The following is a 15,037-nucleotide window of genomic DNA, read 5'->3' on the forward strand; positions in this document are numbered from 1 at the left end:
TTCAGCCGGATCGCAGCCGACAGACCGGCTGGCCCGGCGCCGACGATCACCACGTCGAATTCCATCGCCTCGCGTTCAGGTAGCTCAGTTACCTCGGTCATTCATCCGTCTCCGCTCGGCCGCGCAAAGCAGCCACAACCCCATATCAGGTCTTCTCTTGTCAAAACCGGAAAGCATTGTCGAGCCGGGAAGCGACAGCCAATCCTCCAATTCGCACAATGCCAGTTGGCGGAGGATATGAATCGGTGATCCTTACGTCAACGTCATATAAATTGACGGCTTGATTGACGTTGCCGTTCCGGACTAGAGCCTTTCAAGGCGTAAAGGAAAGGCAGGCGCTTTTGACAGCGGAAGAGATCCACGCAGCACTTCGCGGCCTTCACGCGGAACTCACCGTGCTTGGACCCGACGACCTCAAGGGGCGGCATCCGGGCGAGCATCCGCAGAATCTCAGCGCCGGGGTCATGGCCCTTCCCTCCTCCTCCGCAGCAGCCTCGGCCGCCATCCGCTGGTGCGGCGAAAATGGCGTCGCGATCGTACCGCAAGGTGGCCGAACGGGGCTTGCCGGAGGTGCGGTCAGCAGAGCAGGCGAGCTCATCCTGTCCACGTCGCGGCTGACGACGATTGAAAAAGTGGATGCCGCAGAAAGGACCGCGACTGTCCAGGCCGGCGTTACACTGGAGGCCCTGCAGGCGGCAGCGGCCAGCTCGGGCCTGATACCAGGCATCGACCTTGCCTCACGGGGCACCGCCGCGATCGGCGGCATGATCTCGACCAATGCGGGCGGCATTCTCGCCTTTCGGAACGGCGTCATGCGGCATCTGGTGCTCGGCCTGGAAGCCGTGCTGCCCGATGGAACCATCGTCGACGACATGACCCGCGTCGTGAAGGTCAGTGCCGGGCCTGATATCAAGCAGCTGCTGATCGGCGCGGAAGGCGCGTACGGCTTCATCACCCGCGCCGTCATCAAGCTCGAGGCTATCCGGGCATTCCGGGCGACGGCGCTGCTCGGCGTTTCCGGCGCCGAATCAGCGCTCGCCATCATTGCGCGGCTCGAAGCGGAAGCAGGCATCAGTCTCGAAGGCGCGGAGTTGATGTGGCGGCGCTTCTACGAACGGAGCGCCTCGGTCCAGGGACTGCATCTCGGATGGCTCGAAGGCGATGCGGACGCTGTGCTGCTCGTGGAGATTTCTGCCGCCAGCGAAGCAGAGGCTACCGCCAGCCTGGAAGGCGTCCTTGCGGAGATCTGGGAGCACACAACCATTGCGGGCGGAATTATCGCGCAGTCGCATGATCAGCGCCGCCGCTTCTGGGCGTTGCGGGAGCGGTCGGAGTTCATCTACCGCGATTTTCCCGATGCACCGTCCTACGACGTCTCCATTCCGCCGCTCGCGATCGATTCCTATGTCGCCACATTGCAGCGACGGCTCTCGGCAATCGATCCGGATTACCGCCCCTTCATCTACGGCCACGTCGCCGACGGCAATCTGCATATCGCGATTGATCGCGGTGGCATCGACTCGGAAGACCGCAAGCGCTCCATCGACGATGCCGTTTACGAGGGCATCACGTCGAGCGGCGGCAGCTTTTCCGCCGAACATGGCGTCGGTTTCGACAAGCGGCACGGATATCTTGCGCATGCAAATCCAACGAAGGTGGAAATAGCACGCCGCCTGAAACAGCTTTTTGATCCGGGCAATCTTTTCAATCCGGGCAAAGTGCCATTTATGTAGCAGAGCGGCCGCAAGGGCTTTCACAGGTTATCATTCAGGGAAGAAGTCATCATGGATCTCGGTATTGCCGGCAAACGCGCACTCGTTCTGGCTTCATCGCGTGGGCTTGGCCTCGGCATCGCGGTTGCGCTGGCGCGCGAAGGCGCGAACGTGCTTCTTTGCGGCCGCAGCGGCGAGCAGCTCGAAGCGAACTGCAAGGCAATCAACGCCGAAGGCAAAGGCAAGGCCGACTGGATCTGGGCAGACCTCGCCGACGAGAAGTTTGTCGAGACAGTGACATCCGCCGTGAAAGCGAAACTCGGCGGCCTCGACATCCTCGTCAACAATACCGGCGGCCCGACGCCGGGGACGACCGAGGACATGACAGCGGAGAAGCTGGAGACCTATTTCTTCTCCATGGTTCTGCGGGTGATTTCGCTGACCAACGCCCTGCTTCCAGGCATGAAGGAGCAAGGCTGGGGACGTATCCTCACCGTCGCCTCGTCCGGCGTCATCGAGCCCATTCCGAACCTGGCGCTTTCCAACACGCTGCGCCCTGCCCTTGCCGGCTGGAGCAAGACGCTCGCCTCGGAAATCGCAAGCTATGGTGTGACCACCAACCTTCTTCTTCCCGGCAGCATCCTGACCGCACGCCTTGATGATCTCGATGGCGCAGCCGCCAAGCGCACCGGCAAAAGCATGGAGGAGGTCCGCAGCGACAAGGAAGCACGCATTCCTGCCGGTCGTTACGGCAAGGTGGAGGAGTTTGCCGCGACCGCCGCTTTCCTCTGCAGCCAGCCGGCAAGCTATATCACCGGCTCGCTGATCCGCTGCGACGGTGGCGCAGCGCGGTCGGTCTAAAGGCAGGTGCCGAAAGCGAATATTCGATCATTACGAAATTGTAAGGGATTATAACGAGTTATTGAAAGGGTGCAGCGTTTTCGCGCTGCAGTATCTGTGGCACAGTTGGGACCGGAAAACTTCGCGCAACCCGCCAACACCGGTCTCACGAATGAAGAAATCTTGGATAACCGCTAGCGTTATTGCTGTAGCTGCCATTGGCGTCTGGCAATTTGGCTACAGGATCCCGTTTGTCGCACAACTTCCTTATGTCTCGGAGCTGATCAGGAAGCCCGCCGACCAAGGCGGCGATGCGCAACAGACAGCCGCCGGCCAGGGGCAAACCGGCCGGCAAGGCGGCGGGCAGCGTAACCGGCGGGGCGGTGGCGGCCCGACGGTCGTCAAGACGGTCGCGGCCGTCAGAACGACACTGCCGATGGACGTCACGGCCACGGGATGGGCAGACGCCGAGGACAATACGACGATCGCCGCGCAGGAACAGGGCCTCGTCGTCAGCATCGCCGCCCAGGACGGCGCAACGGTCAAGGCCGGCGACCTGATCGCCAAGCTCGACGACCGGACGGCCCGCTCCACGGTCGACAAGGACAATGCGATGATCGTCCGCGACAGCGCGACACTCGCGGAAGCCGAAACGGCGTTGACGCGCGCGCAGGATCTGCTGACGCGAAATGCCGGAACGCAACAGACCTACGACCAGGCCAAGGCCGCCCGCGACACGGCGGCCGCGACGGTGGAAGCCGACAAGGCGACGCTCGCCTCCGATCAGGTGCTCCTCGAACATACGGAAATCCGCGCGCCCTTCGACGGTCGCCTTGGCGACATCGCCGTCAGCCAGGGCGCCTTCGTCAACGCCGGTGCGGCGATCGTTACCATCGCCAAGTACGATCCGATCTACGTGAAGTTCCACCTGCAGGAGCGCTACCTGCACGAGCTGAAGCAGGAGCTTGCCGCCGGCCCCGTCGAGGTGAGTACGGCGCCCGACTCGACCAAGGGCGAAATCCGCAAGGGCGAGATCAGCTTCTACGACAATACGGTCGATACGGCATCGGGCACCATCCTCGCCAAGGCAAAGTTCGAGAATGCCTCCGGCGCCCTCTGGCCCGGCCAATCGGTCAACATCGTCGTGCATTTCAGCAATGACGAGCAGCAGGTCGTCGTGCCGACCGTGGCTGTCAGCCCCGGTCCGGACGGCTTCTTCGCCTTCGTCGCCAAGGATGGCAAGTCGCATCTGACGCCGGTCATAGTCGCCCGCTCGAACGGCGGCTTCACGGCGGTCGCTTCCGGCCTTTCGGAAGGCGACCATGTCGTGATCGAAGGCCAGGGCCAGCTCAACGACCAGCAGGCGATCAACGAGAAGTTCGACGACAAGGTGCTGAACGTCGCCTCGGCCGACGAACCGCGGCAGATGGAGATGGTGGCGACGGGGGATCAGCAATGATTCCAAATCTCTGCATCCGGCGCCCCGTCGCGACGACGCTCCTTGCCATCGGCGTCGTGCTTGCCGGCCTCGCAGGCTATCAGCTTGTGCCGGTCGCCGCCCTGCCTCAGGTCGACTTTCCGACCGTTAACGTTTCGGCGCAACTCAGCGGCGCCTCGCCGCAGAGCATGGCGACCTCGGTCGCCACGCCGCTCATCAAGCAGTTCGAGACCATTCCCGGCATCAGCGAAATCAGCGCATCGAGTTCGCTGGGCAATACCAGTATCGTGTTGCAGTTCGACCTGAACCGCAACATCGATGCGGCCGCCGCCGACGTGCAGGCGGCGATCTCGCACGCGACCCGGCAACTGCCGGACAACATGACGACGCCGCCGAGCTACCGCAAGACGAATCCGGCCGATGCGCCGATCATGCTGCTTGCGGTCCAAAGCGATACGATGCCCCGCAGCAAGCTCGACGAGATCGCCGAGGACATCATCTCGCCGACCCTCTCGACACTGCCGGGCGTTGCCGAAGTCACCGTCTTCGGCGCACAGACCTATGCCGTGCGCGTCGAGGTCGATCCGAACAAGCTGCTGACGCGCAACATCGGCATCGACACCGTCAACAAGGCGATTGCCGCCGCCAACAGCCAGGCGCCGGTCGGCACGCTGCAGAACAATTCGCAGTCGATGACGATCAACGCCGACACGCAGCGCACCAATGCCGAGGAATTCCGCTCGCTCGTCGTCGCGACGCCGAATGGCGCGCCGATCCATCTCGGCGATATCGCCGAGGTGCAGGACAGCGTGGCGAACCAATATACGGGCAGCTGGTACGACGGAAACCGCGGCATTATCCTCGCCATCCAGCGCCAGCCGGATGCCAACACGGTCGACGTCGTCGACGCGATCAACGCCAAGCTGCCGCAGCTTCACGCCGAAATCCCGCCCTCGGTGAAGACCGTCGTCATGAACGACGCGGCAAAGCCGATCCGCGATGCGATCGCCGACGTGAAGTTCACGCTGCTCCTGACGATCGGCCTCGTCGTTCTCGTCATTTACCTCTTCACCGGCCACCTGGCGGCAACGATCATCCCGGGTCTCGCCGTACCGCTATCGCTGATCTCGACCTTCGGCATGATGTACGTGCTGGGATACAGTATCGACAACATCTCGCTGCTCGGGTTGACGCTCGCGGTGGGCCTCGTTGTGGACGACGCGATCGTCATGCTGGAAAACATCCTGCGCCATGTCGAGGACGGCATGCCAGTGCGGGAAGCGGCGATCAAGGGCGCCGGCGAAGTCAGCTACACCATCATCTCGATGTCGGTCTCGCTGATCGCCGTCTTCATCCCGATCCTGCTGATGGGCGGTGTCGTCGGCCGCGTCTTCAACGAGTTCGGCATGGTGGTGGCGATCGCCATCATCTCCTCGGCGGTCGTCTCGCTGACGGTGACGCCAATGCTCGGCTCGCGGCTTTCTCCGAACCACAGCCAGCCGCCGCTCTTCGTGCGCATCTTCGATGCCGGCTTCGAGCGGACGCTGCGCGGCTATGACCGGGGCGTTGGCTGGTGTCTTCGCAACCGTCCTGCGGTCCTCGGCGTCTTCCTCGCCTCGATCGCGCTGACGGGCTATCTCTTCATGACGCTGCCGGCGAGCTTCTTCCCGCAGGAAGACATCGGCCGCCTGCAAGTCACCACCCAGGCCCGCCAGGACATTTCCTATCCGGCGATGGAGGCCCTGCAGCAGCAGGCGGCCGCCATCGTCAAGGCGAACCCGGCGGTCAACCATGTCATGTCGACGGTCGGCGGCAATGCCCGCAAGCCGCTGAACAACGGCACGATGTTCGTCGAACTGAAGGACAAGGACCAGCGTCCGCCGCTTGACCAGACGTTGCGCGAGCTGCGCACGGCGATCAACAAGATCCCCGGGCTGCAGGCCTTCGTCACGCCGAACCAGAGCCTGCGCTTCGGCGGCCGCCAGACGGCGAGCCAGTATCAGCTCATCGTCCAGGCACTCGATGCCGACCAGACCAACCTCTGGGCCAACAAGATCCAGACGGCGCTCAGGGCCGATCGGCGCTTCACTGACGTGACGACGGACGCGCAGAACAATGCGCTGCAGGCAAACATCGTCATCGATTCCGAAAAGGCAGCCGCCTACGGCATCGACAACGACCAGCTGCGCCGCACGCTGCAGGAATCCTTCAGCGGCTACACCGCCGCCGAAATCCAGTCGACCGGCGACAGCTACGACGTCATCGTCGAATACGATACCAGCAAGCCATGGGACGACCAGAAGCTTGCGGAAATCCGCGTCGCCTCCGGCAACGGCAGCCTCGTGCCGCTCTCGAACTTCGCGCATGTCGAGCGCACGACCGGTCCGGTTACCATCAACCAGACGGGCCAGCTCGTTTCGACCACGGTCTCCTTCAACCTGCCGGCCGGGGAATCCCTCGGCGATGCGACGGCGGCGATCGACCAGATCAAGAAGGACATCAACATGCCGTCGGATGTCTTCACGTCCTATGGCGGCTCGGCGCAGATCTTCCAGCAGTCGCAGGGCAACACGCCGCTCTTGATCATCGCCGCCGTACTGACGATCTATGTGGTCCTCGGCGTGCTCTACGAGAGCTTCATCCACCCGCTGACCATCCTCTCCGGCCTGCCCGCCGCCGCCCTCGGCGCACTGCTGGCCCTGAAGGTCATGGGCTTCGACCTCTCGATCATCGCCCTCATCGGTCTGCTGATGCTGATCGGCATCGTCAAGAAAAACGCGATCATGATGATCGACGTGGCGCTGGAAAACCTCAGATCGACGTCGATGACACCTACGGAGGCGATCCACGAAGCCTGCGTGCGACGCTTCCGACCGATCATGATGACGACGTTCTGCGCACTCCTCGGCGCGTTGCCGATCGCGCTCGGCACCGGCGCCAGCTCGGAATTGCGCCAGCCACTGGGTATTGCGGTGGTCGGCGGCTTGATCGTTTCCCAGGCCCTGACGCTCTTCATCACGCCCGTCATCTTCATCGAGATGGGCAGGCTGAATAATTGGGTCCAAAGTTTCGGACGCCGAAAGAAGCGGTATCCGGAGGAAGAACTTCCGACGGCGATCGCAGCGGAATGATCCAAAAGGCGGGCGCTTCGGCGCCCGTTTCATTTCCGGCACGACCCCTTGAATCGACGGGTCCGCTGTGGCATCACGTGCCTCCCTAATTCCGGCGCTCGTTCTGCGCCCCGCGAAGCACACGGCTTCGTTCCCATAGACAATCGGCTTAAAGAGGTGCGGCCATGGCTCAGGCGCTGGGTCTTGATTTCGGCACGACGAACACGGTTCTCGCCACGGCGAATGGCGGGACGACGCATTCGATGGCGTTCACAAGCGCGGCGGGCACCGCCGACAGCATGCGCACCGCGCTCTCCTTCATGAAGGATCCGCAGCTTGGGCGAGCGGCCCTGAAGGTCGAGGCGGGACATGCAGCGATCCGGCAGTTCATCGACAATCCCGGCGAGTGCCGCTTCCTGCAATCGATCAAGACCTTTGCGGCAAGTGCCCTCTTCCAGGGCACCCTGATCTTCGCCAAGAGGCACAGCTTCGAGGACCTGATGGAGATCTTCATCAGGCGGCTGCGCACCTATGCAGGCGAAAACTGGTCGACGGAGGTCAGCCGTATCGTCGCGGGACGGCCCGTGCACTTCGCCGGGGCCAATCCCGACCCAGCGCTGGCGACCCAGCGCTACAACGAAGCACTCTCGCGGTTCGGCTTTCCGGAAATTCACTACGTCTACGAGCCGGTGGCCGCCGCCTTCTACTTCGCGCAGAACCTGAAGTCCGACGCGACGGTGCTCGTTGCCGATTTCGGCGGCGGCACGACGGACTACTCGCTGATCCGCTTCGAAACCATTGCCGGCAAGCTCACCGCAACGCCGATCGGCCATTCTGGCGTCGGCGTCGCCGGCGATCATTTCGACTACCGGATGATCGACAACATCGTCGCACCGCAGATCGGCAAGGGGAGTCATTTCAAGAGCTTCGACAAGATCCTTGAGGTGCCGTCGAACTACTATTCCAGCTTCGGCCGCTGGAACCAGCTGTCGATCTTCAAAACCTCTCGTGAATTCGAGGATCTGAGGAAGCTGGTGCGCACCGCGCTCGAGCCGGAGAAGCTCGAAACCTTCATCGATCTCGTCGATCACGACGAGGGTTACCCGCTCTATCAGGCCGTCTCGGCCACCAAGATGGCGCTCTCTGCCGCAGATGAAGCACCCTTTGATTTCGCGCCGCTCGGCCGCGGCGGTCACCGAACCATAAAACGCAAGGACTTCGAAAGCTGGATCGCCGATGATCTCTCGCGGATCGAAGGCGCGCTCGACGAAGTCCTGGAGAAGACCCAGACCAGCGCCGATGCCATCGACAAGGTCTTCCTGACCGGCGGGACCTCCTTTGTGCCGGCCGTCCGCCGCATCTTCACCGAACGCTTCGATCACGACAGGATCGAAACGGGCGGCGAGCTTCTCTCCATCGCCCACGGGCTTGCGCTGATCGGCGAGCGCGAGGACATCGCGCAATGGACTGTGCAATAGCTGCGGGCGGCGCCGCCTACCCTTTCATTGCCGCTGCCACTTCGCTAAGGTCGCCGAATGGTTTCCGTCAACGAACTCTCTCCGGCCGAGCTTGCCGCGCTTTTGCATTTCCATGCGGAAGCCGGCGTCGAATGGCTGCTGGAGGAGGAAGCGATCGACCGCTTCGCCGAGTTCGAGACGATGAAGGCCGCGCGGCGCAACGCTGCCCCTGCTGCCCAACCCCTCCCGCCAGCCGATCGACGGCCGCAGCCGCCAACGGCAACGCAACGCCAGGCGCCCGCGCCGGCCGAACGCGCCGCCGCCCGGCCGCAGCCTGCCATTCCCGATGGCGAAGCAGTGCAGCAGGCGCGCTTTGCCGCCGAGAGCGCCCGATCGCTTGCCGAGCTCAAGACTGCTCTCGAAGCCTTCAACGGCTGCAACCTCAAGCACAGCGCGCGTTCGACGATCTTTGCCACCGGCAATGCTGAAAGCGGCATCATGGTGATCGGCTCGGCGCCGGGTGCCGACGACGATCGCGAGGGGATGCCGTTTGCCGGACGGCCCGGCCAATTGCTCGACAAGATGCTGGCGGCGATCGGACTTGATCGCACAAACATTCTTTTGACGCAGGTCATCCCCTGGCGTCCGCCGGGCAACCGGGTTGCTTCCGCTGCCGAAATGGACATCTGCAGGCCTTTCATCGAGCGCCAGATCGCCCTCGCTGAACCGAAGGTCATCCTGCTGTTCGGCAATTTCGCCGCTCGCTTCTTCTTCGGTGAGAACGACAGCATTCATGGTCTGCGGGGCCAGTGGAAGGAGATCGGCGCGGGATCGATTCAGATACCAGCGATCGCGACGCTGCATCCTCAGGATCTGCTGACCGCGCCCATCAACAAGCGACTTGCCTGGAATGATCTGCTGGCGTTTCGCTCCCGGCTCATATCGCTTGGTCTGCTTACAAAATAGCCGAATACCAACTCTTTATGACAATATCCATGCGCGCTCCGCATACCTGCATTTTAATATAATGCATTGCGGAATCGATGCTGCGCTGCAATATAAGAGGTGTCTTGGGAGGAATCTGACAGGAACCAAGGCAATGAGCACACGTTTTCGTCCTATCCACTGCGGGTTTGAAACCCTGCGCGTCGCAAGCGATCCGGTTCGCACCACACAGGGTTACAGCCGTCTTGGCTTTGCCACCAACGAGCAGATGATCGCCCGCGGCACCGGCATCAGCAGCCGGACGACACGCCCTGCCGCGATCTTCGCGGATTTTCAAGAATACTGAGATGAATGCGCGGCCCGGCATCGGGCTGCTGCTTCCGACGAAGTTGAGCGCGATCACCTCCAGTGAAGGAAATCGCGAATGCGCTAGACCGTTGCCGGCGCCCTGACCGGCATGCGCTCGAATTCTGCCTTGGCGAAGTGGAAAGCCTGATCCACATAGGCAAATTTGACCGCTTGCCATGCGCAATATTCGCGGACAAATTCACGCGAGACCCAGAGTTCCGTCTTCTTCGGCTCGTCGTACCACCCGACGCAGCCTCGCTGCACCGCTTTTGCGAAGAGACGCTGCAGATGCGTTCGCGACATCATGAAATCGCTGGCAAGATTGCGGGTTTCGACCCGCCCGACACTGAATCTCTCCGCATCCGCGCCGTCGAGGTCGACCCTTGCCAAGAGGTGATCCACCACCAGCCCGCCGGCCGCCGTCCACAAGAAGAGCCCGATCTGCGCGGGCGGCTCCCGCCAGGCGGTATCTTCAAGACAGTTGCGGGCAAGCAGAGGCTGAGCGATCCGGATCAGTTCAGGGTGCGCCTGGAAATAAGCGGCGCGATCGCTGTCGTCCAATAAATCGAGGGCGGTGAGATTGGCGAGAAGCCATCCACACATGGCCTGATGGCTGACTTCGGTGGGTCCGAAATGGCGCGGGCGGCGGCGCCCCGCCTCGCCCGATGCATGCGCGATAAAGCGATAGGTGAAGAGTTCCTCGATGAAGTTTAGAACAGTGTTGCGGCTCGCCACCTTGTATTGCGTAATGAGAGCCGTTAACGCGACTGCCGAGAAGCCCGACGAGGGATCGTTGGAATCGTGCTGCATCGCAAGCGCATAGGCTGTTTGGGTGAGGAGCCAGCGCTGATGTGAGGTGAGCATGCGGGCGAGACGCGGAGCGGCGTCGAACATGCTCCGCAAAGTGCCAGCTAGATGACGGATGCTGAGCAGAAAGCCGGGATGTCGCGACAGTTGTTCCGCCGTAAAGCTCATACGCACCTCCGCTCGCAAGCCAGCGTTCGGGGGCAGCGAAGGGCAGGAACCAGGTCCGGCATCAGCAGCCAATCAGACATGCAAGGCTTTGAATAAATGACGTTTCGTCATTTTCAAGAACCACATTCACAGACTGGTTGGTATCCTAAGATTTCGCCAGTGGGCGGCGGTAACTCTATCGATATACTCAGGTCTTCGGCCCGCCCACTTGCCGCGCGCGGCGGCGTTCCAGACCGAGCTGATGTTCCCGGTAGATAATGAATATCCCGGCTGCGATGACAATCGCCGTTCCGACCATCATATGGCCCCCCGGGACATCGCCAAAGAGGAAATAGCCAATGATGCCGCCGAGAAGGATCGAGGTGTATTCGAAGGGCGCCACCGTCGATACCTCCGCATGACGGTAGCTTTCCGTCAGAAGGATTTGCGCAACGCCGCCGCAAAAACCGGCCGCGACCAGCAGAAGCACCGTCCGAAGTTCGAGCGAAGCCCAGCCGAATGGCAGGGTCGCGAGAGAGAAGAGCGATGCGATGATCGAGAAGTAAAGAACGATCGTGGCCGTCCTTTCCTCTTCGACCAGCTTGCGAACTTGGATCATCGCCATGCCGCCGAGCACGGCGGCAATCAGGACGCAAATCGCTCCCACCGCCTGCTCCGCCTCCATGCCACCCTGCCTGAAAAGCGTCAGCTTCGGCCATGAGACGATGGCGACACCCACCATACCGAAGAAGACCGCACTCCAGCGGTAGATTCTGACCGTCTCGCCGAGGAACACTGCCGCGAATATCACCGCGACCAGGGGCATTGCATAGCCGAGTGCAATCGCCTCCGGCAGCGGCAGATGCAAAAGACCGTAGAAGCCGAAGCCCATGGAAACGATCCCGATCGTACCGCGCTTCAGATGGCCGATCGGATTTGCCGTATAAAAGGCCGCTTGCAGCTGCCCGCGATAGGCGAGGTAAGCCATGATCGGAAAGAGCGCGAAGAAGGAGCGGTAGAACGTCACCTGCCCCGGTGCGATATCTGTACCGCCGAGCTTGATAAAGGTTTGCATGCCGAGAAAGACGACCACCGAGGCCACTTTGAACGCAATACCTCTCAGCGGATTTCCAAAGGCCGGCTGCATGTCAGAACTCGTGTTAAAGTTGTTTATGGCAGGAAAGCACGCCAGATTCGACGCATCATGACTGTGGCAGGCGTTTTGTCCGATGAACAGTCAAAAATGACAATATTTGGTTCTTCGCTCCCGTACATTTTCATTGGCCAACATTCATCAGCAGTCGGATGGGTGTGGTACGGGTGTCGTTCAGCGGACCGGGGACGATGTTGGCGTGCGGTCTGTGCTCAATCTGAGATAGCGCGGTTTGTCCTCCAAGCATCTCCACCATTGCGTCCATGAAACTTGCTTTGCTTGCATTCGCTTTAAAGTTATTTCAGACTTTATTGTAATTATGCCGGCAAATTTAACGGCAGAGCATTCGCTTCTGTCTCAGGCATCGACAACGGTCTTCAGGGAACACAATGCGTACAGACATGGGCCAGGTCATCAATCTGGCAGACTACCGCCCCACCGATTTTGTGTTGGAACGTGTGGACCTGACCTTTGAGCTTGATCCTACAGAAACGAAAGTCGAATCACGCCTGATTTTCCATCGCCGCGAGGGCGTCGATGCGAAGGCGCCGCTCATCCTCGACGGCGACGAGCTTTCCCTCGCAGGCCTGCTCTTCGATCAGGTGGAGATGCCCTCGGAGCAATATACCGCAACGGCCGAGAGCCTGACGGTCTACGACCTTCCGGCAACCGACCCCTTCGAACTGACGATCACGACGATCATCAACCCCGAAGCCAATACCCAGCTCATGGGTCTCTACCGCACCGGCGGCATCTACTGCACCCAGTGCGAGGCCGAGGGCTTCCGCCGCATCACCTACTTCCCCGATCGTCCGGATGTGCTGGCGCCTTATACGGTCAACATCATCGCCGACAAGGCAGCCAACCCGCTCTTGCTTTCCAACGGCAACTTTCTCGGCGGTGCCGGCTATGGCGAAGGCAAGCATTTCGCCGCCTGGTTCGATCCGCATCCGAAGCCGAGCTACCTTTTCGCGCTCGTTGCCGGCGACCTCGGGGTTGTCGACGACACATTCACGACGATCTCCGGCCGCGAGGTCGCCCTGAAGATCTATGTCGAGCACGGCAAGGAGCCGCGCGCGGCCTATGCCATGGACGCGCTGAAGCGTTCGATGAAATGGGATGAAGAGGTCTTCGGCCGCGAATACGATCTCGACATCTTCATGATCGTCGCCGTGTCCGATTTCAACATGGGCGCGATGGAGAACAAGGGCCTCAACATCTTCAACGACAAATACGTCCTTGCCGATCCGGAAACGGCAACCGACGCCGACTATGCCAATATCGAGGCGATCATCGCTCATGAATATTTCCACAACTGGACCGGCAACCGCATCACCTGCCGCGACTGGTTTCAGCTCTGCCTCAAGGAAGGTCTGACGGTCTATCGCGACCACGAGTTCTCGTCCGACCAGCGCTCGCGCGCGGTCAAGCGCATTGCTGAGGTCAGGCACCTGAAGTCGGAGCAGTTTCCGGAGGACAGCGGCCCGCTCGCGCATCCCGTCCGTCCGACAAAGTACCGGGAAATCAATAACTTCTATACCACGACAGTCTATGAAAAGGGCAGCGAGGTCACGCGCATGATCGCCACGCTGCTCGGCAAGGACACCTTCAAGAAGGGCATGGACATCTATTTCGATCGCCATGACGGCCAGGCGGTCACGATCGAGGACTTCGTCAAGTGCTTCGAGGATGCAAGCGGTTCCGATCTAGCGCAGTTCTCGCTCTGGTACCATCAAGCGGGAACGCCGCTCGTCACGGGGTCCGGCAGCTATGACGCGAGCGCCAAGACCTTCAGCCTTTCGCTCGAGCAGATGATTCCCGCAACGCCGGGCCAGACCGACAAGAAGCCGATGCACATCCCGCTCAGCCTTGCACTCTTCGCCGAGGACGGAACGCAAATCGAACCGGCATCGGTCGAAGGCGCGGAATATGCCGGCGAAGTGCTGCATCTCACGGGCCGCACCCAGACCGCCGTCTTTCACGGCGTCGCATCACGGCCAGTCGTTTCGATCAACCGCAGTTTCTCAGCGCCGATCAATCTGCATTTCGACCAATCCCCCGCCGACCTTGCCCTGCTTGCCCGCTTCGAGACGGATCATTTCGCCCGCTGGCAGGCGCTGAGCGATCTCGCATTACCGAACCTGCTGCAGGCCGCACGGGATGCTCGTGAGGACAAGCCGGTCGCCTGCGGATCTACCTTCGTCGATGCGCTACTCGCCGCTGCTGGCGACGAAAGCATTGAACCTGCGTTGCGCGCTCAGGCGCTGACGCTGCCCAGCGAGTCCGATATAGCCCGCGAACTCGGAGGCAACAACGACCCGGACGCGATCCATGCCGGGCGTCAGGCCGCCATGAAGCAGATTGCCGATCAGGGCGCCGCCCTCTTCGCCAACTTGTTCGAAAAGATGACGACACCGGGCGATTTCAGCCCGGATGCAAAAAGCGCCGGCCGCCGTGCGCTGCGCAATGCCGCGCTGACCTATCTGTCCTATGCCGAAAACAGCCCGGCGCGCGCCAACGCCACCTTCGACGCCGCAAACAACATGACCGAACTATTGCATGCGCTGTCGATCCTGTCGCATCGCTTTCCGGAAAGCGGCGAAGCGATCACCGCTCTTTCGGCTTTCCGCGACCGCTTCGCGGAAAACGCCCTCGTCGTCGACAAGTGGTTCTCCGTACAGGCAACCATCCCTGGCGCGGGCACGCTCGACCGCGTCCGCAGGCTTATGGAAAGCCCGCTCTTCAACCGTGCCAATCCGAACCGCATGCGCGCATTGGTCGGCGCCTTTGTCTTCAGCAATCCCACCGGCTTCGGCCGTGGCGATGGTGAAGGCTACCGCTTCCTTGCCCACGAGATCCTCGATATCGACCGGCGCAATCCCCAGCTTGCCGCCCGCCTCCTGACATCAATGCGTTCATGGCGGTCGCTGGAGCCAGTCCGCGCCGGTTTCGCCCATGACGCTCTCACGGAGATCGAGCAAGCGCCCGGCCTTTCGACTGACGTTCGGGATATTGTCGAACGGACGCTCAAGGGGTGATTTGCGCGTCGAGGCGCTGCCGGAACGAACCGTGCCTCGAAA

The 15,037-nt window shown here is 61.5% G+C and carries 10 protein-coding genes; 8 read left to right on the forward strand and 2 right to left on the reverse strand.

Features of this window, described 5'->3' with window-relative positions; genetic code table 11:
* The first annotated feature begins 341 nt into the window (after positions 1-341).
* From ACPYOI_RS20675 to ACPYOI_RS20705, 7 genes are all read left to right on the forward strand, one after another.
* Positions 342-1,733, forward strand: coding sequence for an FAD-binding oxidoreductase (locus ACPYOI_RS20675; RefSeq protein WP_481419816.1), 1,392 nt, complete (start codon positions 342-344; stop codon positions 1,731-1,733).
* Between the two features lie 51 nt (positions 1,734-1,784).
* Positions 1,785-2,573, forward strand: a complete 789-nt coding sequence (locus ACPYOI_RS20680; protein ID WP_481423305.1) for an SDR family oxidoreductase — start codon at positions 1,785-1,787, stop codon at positions 2,571-2,573.
* 151 nt (positions 2,574-2,724) lie between these two features.
* Entirely contained in the window at positions 2,725-4,011 is a 1,287-nt protein-coding gene (locus ACPYOI_RS20685; protein WP_481419818.1) for an efflux RND transporter periplasmic adaptor subunit, read from the forward strand.
* Positions 4,008-7,121: an efflux RND transporter permease subunit gene (locus tag ACPYOI_RS20690; protein ID WP_481419819.1), complete on the forward strand. Its 3,114-nt coding sequence runs from the start codon at positions 4,008-4,010 to the stop codon at positions 7,119-7,121. Before ACPYOI_RS20685 ends, ACPYOI_RS20690 begins: the two co-directional genes overlap by 4 nt.
* A 164-nt stretch (positions 7,122-7,285) precedes the next feature.
* Positions 7,286-8,578 carry an Hsp70 family protein gene (locus ACPYOI_RS20695; protein ID WP_481419820.1) on the forward strand — a complete coding sequence of 431 codons (1,293 nt, stop codon included), beginning with the start codon at positions 7,286-7,288 and terminating at the stop codon, positions 8,576-8,578.
* A gap of 57 nt (positions 8,579-8,635) precedes the next feature.
* Positions 8,636-9,523, forward strand: coding sequence for a uracil-DNA glycosylase (locus tag ACPYOI_RS20700; RefSeq protein ID WP_481423306.1), 888 nt, complete (start codon positions 8,636-8,638; stop codon positions 9,521-9,523).
* 133 nt (positions 9,524-9,656) lie between these two features.
* Positions 9,657-9,848, forward strand: a complete 192-nt coding sequence (locus ACPYOI_RS20705) for a hypothetical protein (RefSeq protein WP_168828920.1) — start codon at positions 9,657-9,659, stop codon at positions 9,846-9,848.
* Positions 9,849-9,931: 83 nt separating this feature from the next.
* Here ACPYOI_RS20705 and ACPYOI_RS20710 read toward each other — a convergent pair whose 3' ends face one another.
* Together ACPYOI_RS20710 and ACPYOI_RS20715 are read right to left on the reverse strand one after the other, a co-directional pair.
* Positions 9,932-10,825, reverse strand: coding sequence for a hypothetical protein (locus ACPYOI_RS20710; protein WP_481419823.1), 894 nt, complete (start codon positions 10,823-10,825; stop codon positions 9,932-9,934).
* Positions 10,826-11,012: 187 nt separating this feature from the next.
* Positions 11,013-11,951, reverse strand: a complete 939-nt coding sequence (locus ACPYOI_RS20715) for a DMT family transporter (protein WP_481419824.1) — start codon at positions 11,949-11,951, stop codon at positions 11,013-11,015.
* Between the two features lie 395 nt (positions 11,952-12,346).
* Here ACPYOI_RS20715 and pepN point away from each other — a divergent pair, with 395 nt between their 5' ends.
* Positions 12,347-14,995, forward strand: coding sequence for an aminopeptidase N (gene pepN, locus ACPYOI_RS20720; RefSeq protein ID WP_481423307.1), 2,649 nt, complete (start codon positions 12,347-12,349; stop codon positions 14,993-14,995).
* Positions 14,996-15,037: the final 42 nt, after the last annotated feature.

Source organism: Rhizobium sp. SVR5-2C (assembly GCF_056755115.1).

Bases quoted from the DNA above. Each gene is read 5' to 3' on its own strand.
- ACPYOI_RS20680 (WP_481423305.1), top strand. From the start codon at position 1,785: ATGGATCTCGGTATTGCCGGCAAACGCGCACTCGTTCTGGCTTCATCG.
- ACPYOI_RS20685 (WP_481419818.1), top strand. From the start codon at position 2,725: ATGAAGAAATCTTGGATAACCGCTAGCGTTATTGCTGTAGCTGCCATT.
- ACPYOI_RS20700 (WP_481423306.1), top strand. From the start codon at position 8,636: ATGGTTTCCGTCAACGAACTCTCTCCGGCCGAGCTTGCCGCGCTTTTG.
- ACPYOI_RS20705 (WP_168828920.1), top strand. From the start codon at position 9,657: ATGAGCACACGTTTTCGTCCTATCCACTGCGGGTTTGAAACCCTGCGC.
- ACPYOI_RS20715 (WP_481419824.1), bottom strand. From the start codon at position 11,951: ATGCAGCCGGCCTTTGGAAATCCGCTGAGAGGTATTGCGTTCAAAGTG.
- ACPYOI_RS20710 (WP_481419823.1), bottom strand. From the start codon at position 10,825: ATGAGCTTTACGGCGGAACAACTGTCGCGACATCCCGGCTTTCTGCTC.
- ACPYOI_RS20690 (WP_481419819.1), top strand. From the start codon at position 4,008: ATGATTCCAAATCTCTGCATCCGGCGCCCCGTCGCGACGACGCTCCTT.
- pepN (WP_481423307.1), top strand. From the start codon at position 12,347: ATGCGTACAGACATGGGCCAGGTCATCAATCTGGCAGACTACCGCCCC.
- ACPYOI_RS20695 (WP_481419820.1), top strand. From the start codon at position 7,286: ATGGCTCAGGCGCTGGGTCTTGATTTCGGCACGACGAACACGGTTCTC.